Annotated in this window: 14 protein-coding genes; 13 read left to right on the plus strand and 1 reads right to left on the minus strand. The window is 53.4% G+C overall.

Annotation, left to right across the window (positions count from 1 at the left end):
• The first annotated feature begins 121 nt into the window (after window positions 1-121).
• Complete coding sequence (locus tag RLO149_RS18020; protein ID WP_245538083.1) at window positions 122-2692, plus strand: putative bifunctional diguanylate cyclase/phosphodiesterase; 2571 nt, start codon at window positions 122-124, stop codon at window positions 2690-2692.
• 192 nt (window positions 2693-2884) lie between these two features.
• Here RLO149_RS18020 and RLO149_RS18025 read toward each other — a convergent pair whose 3' ends face one another.
• Window positions 2885-3538, minus strand: a complete 654-nt coding sequence (locus RLO149_RS18025) for an eCIS core domain-containing protein (RefSeq protein ID WP_013963517.1) — start codon at window positions 3536-3538, stop codon at window positions 2885-2887.
• A gap of 364 nt (window positions 3539-3902) precedes the next feature.
• Here RLO149_RS18025 and RLO149_RS18030 point away from each other — a divergent pair, with 364 nt between their 5' ends.
• From RLO149_RS18030 to RLO149_RS18080, 12 genes are all read left to right on the plus strand, one after another.
• The gene (locus tag RLO149_RS18030; protein WP_013963518.1) at window positions 3903-5198 is read left to right on the plus strand and encodes a transporter substrate-binding domain-containing protein; all 1296 of its coding nucleotides are present in this window, start codon (window positions 3903-3905) and stop codon (window positions 5196-5198) included.
• 134 nt (window positions 5199-5332) lie between these two features.
• Entirely contained in the window at window positions 5333-6004 is a 672-nt protein-coding gene (locus tag RLO149_RS18035; RefSeq protein ID WP_013963519.1) for a class I SAM-dependent methyltransferase, read from the plus strand.
• A gap of 572 nt (window positions 6005-6576) precedes the next feature.
• Window positions 6577-7149, plus strand: a complete 573-nt coding sequence (locus tag RLO149_RS18040) for a Pvc16 family protein (RefSeq protein ID WP_013963520.1) — start codon at window positions 6577-6579, stop codon at window positions 7147-7149.
• Window positions 7149-7886, plus strand: a complete 738-nt coding sequence (locus tag RLO149_RS18045) for a hypothetical protein (protein WP_013963521.1) — start codon at window positions 7149-7151, stop codon at window positions 7884-7886. The genes RLO149_RS18040 and RLO149_RS18045 overlap by 1 nt, the downstream gene beginning before the upstream one ends.
• Before the next feature lie 15 nt (window positions 7887-7901).
• Window positions 7902-10289: a phage tail sheath C-terminal domain-containing protein gene (locus tag RLO149_RS18050; protein ID WP_013963522.1), complete on the plus strand. Its 2388-nt coding sequence runs from the start codon at window positions 7902-7904 to the stop codon at window positions 10287-10289.
• A gap of 25 nt (window positions 10290-10314) precedes the next feature.
• Window positions 10315-10773 carry a phage tail protein gene (locus RLO149_RS18055; protein WP_013963523.1) on the plus strand — a complete coding sequence of 153 codons (459 nt, stop codon included), beginning with the start codon at window positions 10315-10317 and terminating at the stop codon, window positions 10771-10773.
• A 5-nt stretch (window positions 10774-10778) separates the two neighbouring features.
• On the plus strand, window positions 10779-11234 hold the full coding sequence (locus RLO149_RS18060) for a phage tail protein (protein ID WP_013963524.1): 456 nt from the start codon (window positions 10779-10781) through the stop codon (window positions 11232-11234).
• On the plus strand, window positions 11234-11407 hold the full coding sequence (locus RLO149_RS23970; protein WP_013963525.1) for a hypothetical protein: 174 nt from the start codon (window positions 11234-11236) through the stop codon (window positions 11405-11407). Before RLO149_RS18060 ends, RLO149_RS23970 begins: the two co-directional genes overlap by 1 nt.
• Before the next feature lie 3 nt (window positions 11408-11410).
• Window positions 11411-12097: a CIS tube protein gene (locus RLO149_RS18065; RefSeq protein WP_013963526.1), complete on the plus strand. Its 687-nt coding sequence runs from the start codon at window positions 11411-11413 to the stop codon at window positions 12095-12097.
• A 9-nt stretch (window positions 12098-12106) separates the two neighbouring features.
• Window positions 12107-13873 carry a type VI secretion system tip protein VgrG gene (gene vgrG / locus RLO149_RS18070; RefSeq protein WP_013963527.1) on the plus strand — a complete coding sequence of 589 codons (1767 nt, stop codon included), beginning with the start codon at window positions 12107-12109 and terminating at the stop codon, window positions 13871-13873.
• A 26-nt stretch (window positions 13874-13899) separates the two neighbouring features.
• Window positions 13900-14190 carry a PAAR domain-containing protein gene (locus RLO149_RS18075; RefSeq protein WP_044025425.1) on the plus strand — a complete coding sequence of 97 codons (291 nt, stop codon included), beginning with the start codon at window positions 13900-13902 and terminating at the stop codon, window positions 14188-14190.
• Window position 14191: 1 nt separating this feature from the next.
• Entirely contained in the window at window positions 14192-14629 is a 438-nt protein-coding gene (locus RLO149_RS18080; RefSeq protein WP_013963528.1) for a GPW/gp25 family protein, read from the plus strand.
• Window position 14630: the final 1 nt, after the last annotated feature.

The raw sequence follows: 14630 nt of genomic DNA on the forward strand, positions 1-14630 counted from the left end.
GCACTACGAGAATTCGGTTCATCTGAATTTGTCGTCAAGACAGTCGGCTGAAACAGACTTTGGTCAGATCTACGTTGTAGAAAGTTAAGTAATGGTCAGGTATGGCTTCACAGCTCGTTTTTTGAGACTTACGGTCGCTGGCTATCTGGCTTCAATTGTCACCGTTGCCGCAGCTGTTTGGTTCGCGTCAGCGCCGGTTCTTCACGACATGCAGAACGGCGCAAAGAGAGTTCATTTAGAAACGAAAGCAAATGTTATCGCGGGCCTTTTGGACGATGTAATGGCCAATGGACGTGCTGTAAGTTCTGATCAAAACACTATTGCATTTGCTTCTGGTGAAACCGGTCTGGAACAGGATACGAAAACGCGGCTGTCAGACCTTACAAATGTACGGCTTTTCGATAGCCTAGGACGTGTGCTTTTTAATCGCCCGACACTTTCGGCCGGCTCACCGTTTCTCGAAGTCGAAGGTAAAGAAGGGCTTGCTGAGATGGTCGCGGGCAGACGCGCGCTCCTTCCACGCGTCTTGTATCGCCCCGGTGATTCAAAATTCGAAGCGCATTTCCAAATTTCCATTCCGCTGCTCTATGAGAATACAGTGGCAGGCTTACTTGTTTATGAGTCGCATATGGACCTAACAGCGGTTCTCAGCAGTGCAGATGATGTCCTTGTTACAATGCTGCTCACGCCTTTTCAAAAAGACAAATGGGCGTCTTGGACTGATGGCGGCGAGATCATTGATGTTCAAATCCCCGATCACAGCTTTTTCGTAGCAGCCCAAACAGATCGCAGTGTCTTTGAATCAATTGGTCTTGATCTCGTTCTCACTGCAATTTCAGTCGCAATGGTTGCCTTGCTGCTACCGTTTGCATTGATGGCCTTCTCAGGCATGCGCGCCATCGTACGACCTCATAAAGATCTACTAGAGTCACAAAACCTGCTTGCCGAGAAGCAAGGAGAATTAGAAGAGCTGGCGCAGATTGCCGAAATGGCATCAGAGAGCGTCACCGTTACCGATGAGAACACGCGAATAATCTGGGTCAATCGAGCGTTCACAACAATGACCGGGTTCTCGGTCGAGGAGGCGGTGGGTCAAACACCAAGACAACTCCTACAGGGTCCAGAAACCAACAAAGAGGCGCGCAACGAAATCAGACAAGCTGTGCAAGCGCGTCGTCCCGTACAGACAGAAATTATCAACTACCATAAGGACGGGTCGCGCTATTGGATCAAACTAAGCATAGCACCGTTGATTTCTCTGCGTACCGGAGAGCTTAGATTTACAGCAATCGCAACGGATGTAACGGAAGCGAAAGAAGCACAACATACGATCTCTGAAGCCAAGCGTGAAACAGAGCATCAAGCTCGACACGACCCTTTGACGGCACTACCAAATCGCCGTTACCTTGATGAGGTGCTGGAGTCTGAGGTATGCAATTCGGCCGCGGCACGCACCCTTATTCGGGTAGATCTGGACCACTTCAAAAATGTTAATGATACCCTCGGGCATGCTGCCGGAGATTTTGTTTTGGTTGAAGTCGCGAATTGCTTACGGCGATCTATCGGACCAAACGATCTGGCAGCACGGGTTGGAGGCGACGAATTCGTCATACTGCTTGCGGTCGATGGCAATACGGACAAAGCAAAAGCCTTGACAGAAAAGCTGCGGGTTCAACTCGGGACTGACATGGTCTTTGAAGGTAAGACTTGCAGGATTGGGGCCAGCTTTGGGATTGCCACAGCATCCGAAGGTTTGGTCGGGAATGAAGATCTTCTTAAAAGTGCTGACGCTGCCCTTTACGTCGCAAAAGATACCGGCCGGAACACGACAACCCTGTACACTCCCGATGTGCACCATGCTGTTTTGGCAAAAAGAAAACTATCCTCGGAGATAGAGCAAGGAATTGCGCGCGGTGAGTTTATTGCATTTTTTCAACCACAAATCGATGCGCTTACTGAAGAGTTGGTTGGTGTGGAAGCCCTCGTTCGCTGGTGGCATCCGACGCGTGGCATTCTTCCACCGAACGAGTTTTTGAAAGTCGCCGAACAGCTGCGCATTTTGTCTGATATTGACCGTCAGGTCTTTGCATATGGTCTCGATTGTATGCGCATCCTAAACGAAGATGGCCTGCGCATTCCAAAGATTTCTTTCAACGTTGGTATGCATCAGCTGATGAATCCTGTGATTGATTATCTTGCAGGCCAGGTCAAAATTGGAAACACGCGAGTATCGCTCGAGGTCCTTGAAAGTGTCCTCATAGAAGAGGATGCCTCGGGGTTTCAGGCGCGCATTTCAGAGCTGCGCGACATGGGCTTTACCATTGAAGTTGATGATTTTGGATCAGGCCACGCATCAGTTGTCGGGCTAAAAGCGCTCAATCCGGACATCATGAAACTCGATCGCGTTCTCGTGGCACCTGTTACGGAAAGTGCATCTGCTCGCACACTGATCAAAAGTATGGTCGAGATTGGTAAAGCGCTTGGGATTTCAGTAACCGCGGAGGGCATTGAAACCGCCGAACATGCCGCAATCATGCGCGATCTGGGATGTGACACATTTCAAGGTTACTACTTTGCACGTCCAATGGACTTTGATCAACTTCGCGAATTTATTAAGGACGGGTATGACACAAAGCTAGATGGCGTCGCGTCTATCGCCGTACAGCGCGACCGGTTGGGTGACATAAAATAAGAAAGGCACAGAAATTCGGGTATGCACTCTAAAAAACCAATGCACTTGAAGCTGCATCTATTCCTACGGAGGTTTGCACACCTGTCGCGCGTAGCAAATAAGACTGAGTTTTCTTAACCCAATAGCACCTTCATACAGCGTCTTGACGGACGCACATTGAACGGCACGGGCCTATTTATCACAATTACAAGATCAAAGGCTTCTGTCGCGCGCGACAAACTGGCTTGCCTTCGCCCCCATGACGTCAGCTTCCGCCTCAAGACCCGGATCGTCGTTGACTGGGGTTCCTGCAACGGATGTCGTTGGGCTCACTCGACCCTGTTTTTGCTGCACGATGTGCCAGGCTTCATGCGGTAAATGCCGCTCCTGCCCACTCGCCAGATGTATGTCATTTCCCTGTGCGAAAGCATGGGCGTTCACGGCCGCCGGTGCCGACGAATTATAGTGTACATTCACACCGCCAATGTCAGTTCCGGACAATTGCTGAATGCCTTCCTGAAGCTGTACAGGCAGACCACCCTCGGAGACAGCGCTCTTGACTTGAAGCTGGATCGCCTTGCCTTGAAGCATTTCCTCATCTTCCATTCGCTGCATCGCCTTACCCTGCAGCATCTCTTCCTCTTCTATCCTTTGAACCGCCTTACCTTGAAGCATTTCTTCCTCTTCTATCCGCTGGATAGACTGTCCTTGGAAGCCTGACAAATACGCAGTTGCACTGCTTTTATCAGCTTTTCGCTGCAACGCTGCCAGCGACTTCTCGGGTATGCTGTGAGGTGACGCAGCAGCGCCCGACTTCGATGCGGTTGAAGCTGTGTTTGTACGTTCCGACGCGAATATCTGAGCCATTTGCGTTCCTTTCGATCGTAGTTCAATAACACGTAATGATAGAAAAAACACCTATGTGTTTCACGCGACCAAACGCTGCCCGCGCATGATAAAATAAATGCAGGAACTTGCACGCCTGCAGCTCAGAACGTGGCGATGCGTCGAGATGATGATCGTTTTCGACAGCTTGACGCCAGAAAACTTTCTAAGCAGCTAATTCAAGTGGAGTTGACCCCTCTGCTCGGCACTTTCTTCAACCGAGATTCTACCCAGAATTGTTTTCTTGCCTTGAGACGCAAAAGTGACCTAGGGTTGAGGTATATTGCATTTACACACGTTTAAACAGTTGCATTCATAACAGTAATACAATGAGAAGAAGCCAGCGATGACCCGCGCCGTCCTGTTTGTCCTGATACTGTCCTGCGCGATTGGAACCTTTGCGCCAATTGCCCATGCCTGTCCCGATGTCCGACCGGAAGGGGATATCATCGTGGCGATGCGTGATGACGCAAGGCCGTTTTCTTACTTCAAGGCGGATGGTGCACCTGCTGGCTTTGCATATGATCTGTGGCGAAATGTAGAACGCTCGTTGTCCGTCCTCGATGCAGAAGGCAGATCCGTTGCGCCAAACGTTAGTTTCGTGCCCTGTAACACCATTGATGGCCAGGAAATCGGGCTGGTAAGTGGTCGCATCGACATTGTGATTGCACCGCTCACCATCACGTCCGAGCGGATGCTATCGTATGATTTCTCCCAGCAATACCTGTCTTCCGGCATTGCCCTGGCATTGCCCCCGTCAAACGCGATCGACTTCTCCCAAGCCAAGGATATCGTATCAGAAACAGTCTTCCATCCAACTGTCGCGCGCGCCGTACTGCTTTTCCTGAGCTTCAATCTGTTGATGGCCTTCCTGATCCGCTGGCTGTTGTTTGCCAAAAATGCAGACGGCGAGCACACGTCCGCTTCCGTGTGGCTGCGTTCGATCCTTGAATCGATTATTCGCACAATTGGCCTGCGCGGTGTTGGCGATGGATACAGCACAGCCATGGCAAAAGTTCTGGAGATTTTCTTGGCAGTGGTTGGAACCGCCTTGTCAGCGACGTTGCTCGGGGTTCTGACATCCGCTTTTGTCGGCTCTGTCGGTGGACAACAAAAGGTTGCGGCACAATCGCTTACTGAAATGTCGATTGCGACACTCGACTGCTCGACGTCACAAAACCTGCTTTTGGTCGAATATCGCAAGCGCCTTCAGGAGGCAGACCCGAATTCTGCAGAGGCCGAAGCACTGAAAAAACGCGTTGCGCAACTCACCTGCCGACCCGAAGACCCAGAACGCGAAGATATATCCGTTGATAAAGACCCCGCGCTGAAGGGGCATGTGACACTGGTGTCGAGCTGGCCCAAGGCCGCAAATCTGCTTGCCAAAGGCGAGGTGGACGGAGTCCTTGGTGATTGGATTGCACTCACTTATCTGAGCCGTCAGGACACTTACGGCGATAAAATCTCGGTCTTGCCGACCGTATACCGCAATGAACCATACGGTTGGGGTATTTCGCGCGCTTCGGTGCCGCAAAGCATGCGACGCGATATTGACCGCGCACTGATCCGTGAGATGCGCAACAGGAACTGGCGCAAGAGTATCGAAGATGAGCTCGGCACAGGCAGCGTGTCGCCAAATTGACGGCGCAGGGGAAAAAGCCTCCATCATCCAAGATTCAGTCAGTCACCAAGGTCGACGCAACGACACAGGCATCCTACCAGCTCTACTTTTCATCTGGCCTTTACGACCTGCGGTATCCAAGCCCTAACCGGATTATGTGGCAGCGGATTGAGCAGTTTTTGCATGCAGGCTCTGCCGTTCTTGATTTCGGCTGCGGCAGTGGGCGCTATCTGATGCGACTACAAGGGCGCGTTGCGCGTGCCGCTGGTTTCGATGTGAGCCCGGCCGCGTTGGACACAATCCGCGAGCGTGCAGCGCAGGCCGGATGGCACGACTTGCACATTCTCGGCCCTGCAGACACTGACATTTCAGACCATACGCAAGCGTTTGGGAAAATGGATCTGGTGCTCTGCCTGTTTGGCGTTCTCGGTCATATTACGGATGAAAAAGCACGCGCGGATGCCTTGCTGCGCATGCGCCACGCCCTCAAACCTGAGACTGGCAGGCTGTTGATATCAGTACCGAACAGAGCCCGCCGATTTCGCGCTGAACAAGCCATGAACAAGGAAGGCTGTGGGTTGGTGCGCTATACGCGACAAACAGGTGATGGCCAGAACGTTGTATTGAATTACCAGCTGTTCGATCCCGAAAAACTGGTGCAGGAACTTGCGGCGGCAGGCTTTAACCTCCGCCGGATCGGGTGCGAGAGTGTTCTCCCTGAGAGCTGGCTATTACACAATAGCCTTGCGAGAAGGTTCGATGCAATACTGACGCCGCTGTGCCCACCCCGGTGGGGATATGGGATTTACGCCGAGGCATCTTGCTGACAGCCTGTAAGTTGGAAATGTCGGAACATCGAGCGACCGGCGTCACCATATTCTGAGCAGAAAACGGCTGCTCGCCCCACCCGCTCCCACGTCGTTTAATTCTCGTAGATCAGGTACGTTCGTGGTGCTTTCCATAAGGAGGTTCCAGCACCAAAATTGATCTGGAATCCGTCGTCCTGGCGTCTGTTGCACACTTCTCAAATGCCGATACGCCCCCTTGCGCTGTCGTGATGATATTTTCGAGCGTGACCGCCAAGCGTGCAAGTCGGGCAGTAGGACAAACGGGTATCAAAAATGTCAGACGATTGCTTATCTATCTAATATCACGTCATTATTTTTATGTCAGCCGATTTAAGACCTCTGGTACCTCGTCCAAGAAATGCGCCCAAGAGTTGCATGGGAAAATTCCGCTCCCGTAAAAAAGTCAAAATTTACGAGAGTTTGGTTGCTTTTAGACAACTTCAGGTTACGCTACGTCAAATTTCCTAGAAAGGTGGGCTGGTGTATTTTCGCCATTTGTCTCGCGGCAACATCTGTTTCGTTTCCATGTTAGCAACACAGGGGTCAGCCCTGTGATTGATCTGACGCTCAAGCTCATTTGTGACCGGTTGAACGCGCACCTGTCAGCGCTCTTTTCGGTTCCCGAGGATCTTGTGACGATCGGACCGCTGAATGATGCAGAAGGCAAACCCACAGCGGAGGCGCGCAACCGACTGACCATCTTTGTGACCAACCTTGCACAGGACAGCATGCCCAGAAACACCACCACGCGTGGTGTTGCTCAAATCGGGCAGTCGCCCCCCGTCCATCTTGATATCTACTTTATGCTCGCCTCCGGACATGATGCCGAGATCTATGAGGAAGGGCTGAAGCTCGTGTCTGCGGCGCTGATGTTTTTTCAGTCCAATTCAGTCATGACACCTCAAAACACACCTGAAATGCCCGCAGGCATTTCGCAGTTATCCATTGATATTGCAAACCTCAAGGTTGAAGAGATTGGCCAGTTATGGGGCAACCTCGGCGGGCGGTATGTACCTTCGGTCATGTTTAAAGTCCGCTCCGTCATCATAGACGCAGGTCTTGTCAAATCCATCACACCGCTGATCCGTGCACCCGCAAGTTCCGCCAAAGCGGAGGCAGGCTGATGGGGTGGGGCGTACTCGTCGAGTTGACGATGGAGCATGAATACTATGCCCCGAACATGCCCCCAGTCACGCTGCGCCCGAACGATGCGCGCAGCTTTGACAAGGACGGGCTATTGTTGCGTCAACAGGGGACCAAAGGGTTTGTTCTTGCTGAAGATGATGCAACCGGGCTGCCACCGCAGATCGCGATTGACCTGCATATTCAAAGCGCTGATGTGATCACGGTAACAGCCGGTGGGGACTGGAAGCAGGTCCCGCAGATTGACCTGCCAATGGGCACGGATCATGCGACGCTGGACCCGGTCAGACCAGAGGTGATGCCGACACAAACGCCCGGTCACTGGCGCTTGGCGCAGTTGATCATAGACATCACACCCGGCGTTCATCGCAAAGTGCACGTCACATTCAAAGCCGTGTCATCGCATTGGGCCTATCACGTGATTGGTCCCGGAAATGACGAAGTGATGATCGAGGATTCAGAAGGCAGAGTATCATTTGCCCCCTTGGGGGTGACAACCTTGCCCGATGGCAGGCCCGCGAATGTCCTGCGCTCCAGCGATGCTCTGCCAGCGCGCGCACGGCCCGGACAGCGCTTCAGCTTGTCAAAACCGGGCCCCTTCGGCCCGCGCACTCTCATTCCTGTGCTGCCCACGCCGCAGCCACTTTTCGCTACTGTGCCAGCCCCGGACGGGACAGGCGCAATCATTCAATCTGACATCTACGTCTCGATCTTTTAAAGGAGGACCCGCAGCATGGTCATGAAAACCCCCGGCGTCTACATTGTCGAAAAAAGCGCCTTTCCCAACTCCGTCGTACAGGTCGCCACGGCGGTTCCGGCGTTTATCGGCTATACCGAAAAAGCAGTGAACGGGAACGTATCCCTGCACGAAATTCCGATGAAGATCACCTCAATCTCGGAGTTTCACAACTACTTCGGTGGCGCGTCTGAGCCCATTTTTGACATCAAGCCATTTGAAGAGCGAGCATCCCCGCAGCCTTATGGCGACGACGCCGATATGGCGACAGCCGCCGAGCTGCCGCAGGCAGTGTTCACCGTTGACGGCCCGGCTGGTCCCGTAAAATACGAACTTATTCAGACCAACACCGCATTCACGCTTTATAGTGCCATGCGCGCCTTTTTCCTGAATGGGGGCGGCACATGTTACGTCACCTCGATCGGGTCCTACAAAGATCAGATTGATTCAGGCGCGATGCTCAAAGCCATTACCCGGCTGGAAAAAGAGCCTGAACCGACGATGCTGGTCATTCCTGAGACCACCCGTCTGAACCGCCAGAATTCGCTCAAGGTGCAACAACAGATGTTGGCGCATTGTGGATATACGATGAAGAACCGCTTTGCCATTCTGGACATCCACGGTGGGTATCTCGATGAACGCAGCCCGCGCGGCGACCCTATCAAATGTTTCCGCAACGATGCTGGCACCAGCTATCTTGATTATGGTGCCGCTTACTATCCATGGCTCGACAGCGCTGTCTATCAGTCGCGCGACTTCAGCTTTGAAAACATAAACCTGAAAAAAAGCCGCAACACGTTCATTTCGCTGCTGAAGACCAGTGTCAAAATGGACAAGGCAATCGTACCCGAGATCCTGAAAGTGGGCACGGCCGTGGTATCCGGTGACTTTACGGTCTCCGTAACGGCGGGCGGTATATCTGTCATCAAAGGGTCAGACATCCACGCAGCGGACGATCTGGCAGACGCCGCAGAGCTGAAATACAAGGTTGTCGGCGCTCCCAAGGATGCAACTGACAAAGAGGCTGCTACCGATTTGGTCGCGGATATGAAGGGCAAGATCGTCGTCGCCGCAAAGAACGCAACCGATGATGCGCTCAAAGAAGCCGACCCGGCGTATGAATTCACTCAAAAAGACGTCGACGATCAGAAAGTGCGCTACGTGCACACCGACGCGTCCGGCGGCGACGGCTTTTTCGAGCTGGTGATCACCGATAATGAAGGCGTTCAGACATCTGCCCGTAAGATCGCTGTCATGATCGGCAGTGACGTACTTGCTTTGCCAGATGTAAAAAAGAAAAAGCCCGTGACGATTCCTATCGCGGAAGACGGTGTAACGATCGACAACGTCGTCTTGCTTGGTGCCGATGAAATCGACGCGGTGGCACGTCAAAATGAGGATGACGCGGTCAAAAGCGCGACTGAAGCGATCCTGGCCCTTCCGGATAATGCAACGGATGAGGCGAAAGAGAAGGCGAACAAGGAACTTGCGGACGCGAAGGCCGCTGTCGTTGTCGCGTTCAAAGACAAAACGCTGACCCGTAAGGACATCGGCGTCTGGGAAGTCAAAGGCACAGAGGCCATCGTCTTCACACCGGACCCGGCACTCGACCGGGCGGAGACATCAGTGCGCTATAAACTGATGGCAGGTGGCGAGTTGTCCAAGCCTAAGGAGATCAAAATCCTCATCGACGGTATTTCCGGAGACGATGCGACCGATGATCAAGCCGCTAAGACAATCGACAAGACGATGCGCGTCGTTGCGCCGCTATACACCGATGTCATGAACGCCATCACCAAATATATGAACACCATGCCACCGGCTGCGGCGATGGCCGGTATCTACACGGCAGTGGATAACACGCGTGGCGTCTGGAAAGCGCCTGCGAATGTGTCCGTTGCCGGGGTGACGGGACCGATGGTCAACATCGACCATGCACAGCAAGAAAACCTCAACGTTTCGACAACAGGCAAATCGATCAATGCGATCCGGCCGTTTGTGGGCGAAGGAACATTGGTCTGGGGCGCGCGAACGCTTGACGGCAACTCGCTGGACTGGCGCTATATCAACGTGCGCCGCACCATGATCATGATCGAGGAATCAATCCGGCTGGCCGCAAAAGCCTATGTGTTTGAACCCAATACGGCGCAGACATGGGTGACAATCCGGTCGATGATCGAAAACTTCCTGACGTCAGTCTGGAAAGCGGGCGGCCTTGCAGGCGCGGTGCCAACGGATGCGTTCAGTGTCCATGTCGGTCTGGGTCAGACGATGACGCCGGTGGATATTCTGGAAGGCAAATTGCTGATCACCGTGCTGGTGGCCGTGACGCGCCCTGCGGAATTCATCGAGATCACGTTCCAGCAACAAATGCAGAAATCATAAGAATTGAAAAAGAAGGATAAGAATTATGGCAGATGATGGCTCCGCCCAAACAACAGCAATCTGGCCGCTTCCCAAGTTCCACTTTCAGGTAAAATGGGACGACACGGAACTGGCTTTTCAGGAAGTCTCGGGTCTCGACATCGAGTCCGAAGCACTTGAATACCGCGCAGGCAACAACCCGGTTTTCTCCAAGATCAAAATGCCGGGCATGATCAAATACAGCAACATCACCATGAAAAAGGGCGTATTCGTCAAAGACAATGCGTTGTTTGACTGGTTTACAGAAATCAAGATGAATGTGATCAAACGCAAGGCGATCACGATTTCTTTGCTGGATGAAGCGCAAGCGCCGACGATGGTGTGGAAGGTTCAAAACGCCTTTCCGATCAAGGTCACGGGCACCGATTTAAAAGCTGAGGGCAATGAGGTCGCGGTGGAAAGCATCGAGATCGCGCACGAAGGCTTTGTTATCGAGAACGCCTGACGCCTATGGATCCGCTTAACCCGCCTGTTGCGTTTCATTTTTCGGTCATGTTCGTGGGGGGAACGCCCGCTGTGCCGGACATGGCGTTTCAGGAGGTGTCCGGCCTTGAAAGCGGCCTCGAGACCGAAGCGTTGGTTGAAGGGGGCGAGAACCGCTTCGTTCACCAACTGCCCAAGCCTCTCAAACAGGGCAATCTCAAGCTCAAGCGTGGGATGACGACAACGGACAGCGGTCTGGTGAAGTGGTGCAAGGCCACGATCGAAAACGACTTGGCCAAACCAATCGAACCCAAGGACATTACGGTGTCGTTGTTGAATGAAGAGCGTGACCCGGTGGCCGTCTGGTCCATCGGGAACGCCTATCCGGTCAAGTGGACGGTAGGAGGATTTGACGCGATGAAAAATGAACTGGCCGTCGAAACAATCGAACTGGCCTACACTACCCTGAAGAGGAAAACCTGATGGCTGTCGAGATTGGAACGCTGGTCTTGAAAGGCCGCTTTGGCCCCGCCGAGCCGGACACCGCGCAGGCGCAACCCGACCTGAGTGATGCGTTCGAAGCACTCAGGCACGAAGTGTTGCGCGAAGTGGATCAAAAGCTGGAACAAGCGGCGCGCCGCGCGCGGGAGCGTTGATCAGTGGCCAAGCTCAAAATCATCAAATGTGCGATCAAATCGAGCAAGATCGAACCCAAAAGCGGGGCGGCGAACACATTTCAGGCGACGATCAACCCGGAGAGCTATAAGCACAACTATTCGCTTCAATATACCGGCACCAAAAACAACAAGGATGCGCCCGTTGGAAAGTCGGGCACAGTGCCCAAGTACTCGATGGCTGATCCTGAAAAGATCGGTTTTTCGATCACCGTAGATGGGACAGGCGTCGTGCCGGACGCCAAGGGAAAGACGGTTGCCGCGCAGATCGATCAACTGCGCAAGATCGTCTATGACTATGACGGTGATGAACACGAGCCAACGGCCGTCAAGATCATCTGGGGAAAGGGCCTGAAGGCGTTTTTCGGCAGGCTGACCGACATGGCCGTGGATTATACGTTGTTTCATCCCGATGGGACCGCCTTGCGCGCCAAGATTACGATGAATTTCATCGAGGCCCGAACCGCGGCGCAAGAGGCGCTGGAGGCCAAACGGCGCTCGCCCGATCTGACCCATGTCGTGCGTGTGCAAAGCGGCGATACTCTCCCGATGCTCTGCTACCGTATTTACAAGGACGCGGGCAAATACCTCACTATTGCCGCCTTCAACGACTTAGACAGCTTTAGGGATCTGGAGCCAAACACACTGCTTCGTTTCCCGCCGATTAGGTGATAAAAAGCCATGCCAGCAAGCCCATTAGACAATTCAGATGGCCCGCTTACCATTTCAGTGAAAGCTGATGGTGACGAAGTACCTGATTATCTGTCGATCCAGGCGATTTACGTCACATATGAACTCAACCGTATTCCCGAGGCGACGGTTGTCATTCAATCCGACTCTGTGGAAATTGACGAGTTCGAAGAATTGGACAGTGATCTGTTTGGTCTGGGTGTTAAAATTGAAATCAGCGCAGGGTTTGGCGATTCCGGATATCAGAAACTGTTCACAGGCATTGTGATCTCGCAGCGCGCCCGGCTCGACGCGCAACAGGGCGCAAGATTGGAAGTGATGTGTCGTGACAAGGCTCTCAAGCTGACCGAAACACGCAGTTCGGCACCTTATGAAGAGATGAACGATAGCGATGTGATGAAAGGAATAATCACGGAAGCTGGGCTAACGAGTGACGTTGACAAAGTCGAAACCAGCGTAGGTACGCAGTTGCGCATCGGCGCGACCGACTGGGACTTTCTCCGCTTGCTGGCCGATCGAAACGGCTTTGTGCTGGCCGTCAAGGACGGAGAAATCAAGGTCACCAAGCCGGACAGTTCGGTTGAATCAGCGTTGCTGGTAACTTTCGGCAATGACATTATCGATTTTGACATCTCTTTGGATAGCAGTCGCTCAATCAAGGATGCCGCACAGGACGCATGGGATGAAGCCAGCCAGGAGCGCGTGTCAGGCCCCAGCAGTTACAAGCCAAAGCTCAGTTTTGGAGAAACCAAGTACAAAAGTTTCGCAGAAAACCTCGGGGATCGTGCGCACAAGATAAGCACATCACGCGAAGTGGATGCAGCAGACCTCAAGGAGATGGCCAATGCCCGCGTCATGCGGTCTGAACTGGCGGCTGTTTCCGGTACGGTGTCTTTCCCGGGCTGCGGTAAAATCTGGCCGTTGGATGTTCTTGAAATTTCCAACACGGGGAAGCGCTTTGGCGGCGACGGTCTGGTTACGGCGGTCTCTCACACAATCGAGTCCGGCCAGTGGACCACGCAAACGCGGCTGGGCTTGCCGCCCGACTGGACCAGCGACAGCGTTGGTCTGGCTGCCCCTGCGGCTGAGGCCATAACAACCCCGATCCATGGACTCCAGATTGGAAAGGTCGTTCAACTGACAGACGATCCCTTGGGCAAGCAGCGCATTCAGATCTCTCTCCCGATGATAGGTGCGGATGGTGCGGATGTCTGGGCGCGCTATGCGCAACCCTATGCGTCGGACGGGGCGGGCATCCAGTTTCTCCCGGAGGTGGATGACGAGGTGATTGTCGCATTTCTGAACGCGGACCCCAATGCGCCGGTTATCGTCGGATCACTGCACAACGACAAAGCAAAACGCCCTGAAATAGAAACCGAAGAAAACAAAATCAAAACGATAGTGACGCGCGAAAAACTGAAGGTGATCTTTGATGATGAAAAGAAGATCATTACCGTTGAAACACCGGGTGGTCACAAACTGGTCATGGATGACGAGCAGAGCAGTTTCAGCATGGAAGACATGAACGGCAATGCCATCGTCATGGATAGCTCGGGCATCGCGCTGACCTCAGACAACGACATCACGCTGACCGCAACGGGCAAAATAGAGGCTGAGGCCACAATGGACGCGACAATATCCGGGCAAAACGTGACCTGCGAGGGACAGATCGGATTTACCGGCTCTGGCGGTGCGACGGCTGAGGTATCGGCGGGCGGTCAGACAAAAATCGAAGGCGCCATGGTGATGATAAACTAACATCAATTGGAAAGGGGGCGGGGGAAATGCCACCAGCAGCAAGACTAACCGATATGCAGACCTGTCCGATGGTGACAGGCATTGTCCCACATGTGGGCGGCATCATTGCGGGACCGGGTGAGGCAACCGTCCTGATCGCCAAGATGCCTGCCGCCGTCGTGGGGGACAATTGCATTTGCGTCGGCCCCCCAGCGACAATTGCGAAGGGTTCGGCAACCGTATTGATCGGCGGCAAACCGGCTGCACGCATGGGCGATACGACATCGCACGGTGGCAGTATCGTCGCTGGCGCACCAACAGTGATCATAGGAGGTTGATATGTCGGAGAATGATCCGGGCTTTCTGGGACGCGGCTGGCATTTCCCACCCACCTTTGACCCGGCAACCGGCGAGGTTCAGATGGTTCAATCCGAACCGGATATCGAAGAAAGCCTGTGTATTCTGATGGCAACCCGACCCGGAGAACGGATCATGCAGCCTGCTTATGGCTGCCGCCTGCATGACTATGTGTTTGAAACCAACGATGGAGAAACAGAAGCCGCAATCGAAACTGCCATCCGACAGGCCATTCTCTTTTTCGAACCGCGCATCACGCTGCATGAAGTCAGCGTGGATACAACAGACTGGATGGGTGGCAAGATGCGGGTGTCATTGGACTATACTGTGGATCAGACAAATTCGCGTTCTAACATGGTTTACCCGTTCTACATCCATGAGGGCACTCTGGTGGCCGATACCCCCATGCTGGCGATGTAGG

The sequence above is a fragment of the Roseobacter litoralis Och 149 genome, from assembly GCF_000154785.2.
Lineage (GTDB): Bacteria > Pseudomonadota > Alphaproteobacteria > Rhodobacterales > Rhodobacteraceae > Roseobacter > Roseobacter litoralis.

Coding starts and splice junctions, on each gene's coding strand:
- RLO149_RS18025 (WP_013963517.1), bottom strand. CDS start 3,538: ATGGCTCAGATATTCGCGTCGGAACGTACAAACACAGCTTCAACCGCA.
- RLO149_RS18030 (WP_013963518.1), top strand. CDS start 3,903: ATGACCCGCGCCGTCCTGTTTGTCCTGATACTGTCCTGCGCGATTGGA.
- RLO149_RS18035 (WP_013963519.1), top strand. CDS start 5,333: ATGTGGCAGCGGATTGAGCAGTTTTTGCATGCAGGCTCTGCCGTTCTT.
- RLO149_RS18045 (WP_013963521.1), top strand. CDS start 7,149: ATGGGGTGGGGCGTACTCGTCGAGTTGACGATGGAGCATGAATACTAT.
- RLO149_RS18050 (WP_013963522.1), top strand. CDS start 7,902: ATGGTCATGAAAACCCCCGGCGTCTACATTGTCGAAAAAAGCGCCTTT.
- RLO149_RS18055 (WP_013963523.1), top strand. CDS start 10,315: ATGGCAGATGATGGCTCCGCCCAAACAACAGCAATCTGGCCGCTTCCC.
- RLO149_RS18060 (WP_013963524.1), top strand. CDS start 10,779: ATGGATCCGCTTAACCCGCCTGTTGCGTTTCATTTTTCGGTCATGTTC.
- RLO149_RS23970 (WP_013963525.1), top strand. CDS start 11,234: ATGGCTGTCGAGATTGGAACGCTGGTCTTGAAAGGCCGCTTTGGCCCC.
- vgrG (WP_013963527.1), top strand. CDS start 12,107: ATGCCAGCAAGCCCATTAGACAATTCAGATGGCCCGCTTACCATTTCA.
- RLO149_RS18075 (WP_044025425.1), top strand. CDS start 13,900: ATGCCACCAGCAGCAAGACTAACCGATATGCAGACCTGTCCGATGGTG.
- RLO149_RS18080 (WP_013963528.1), top strand. CDS start 14,192: ATGTCGGAGAATGATCCGGGCTTTCTGGGACGCGGCTGGCATTTCCCA.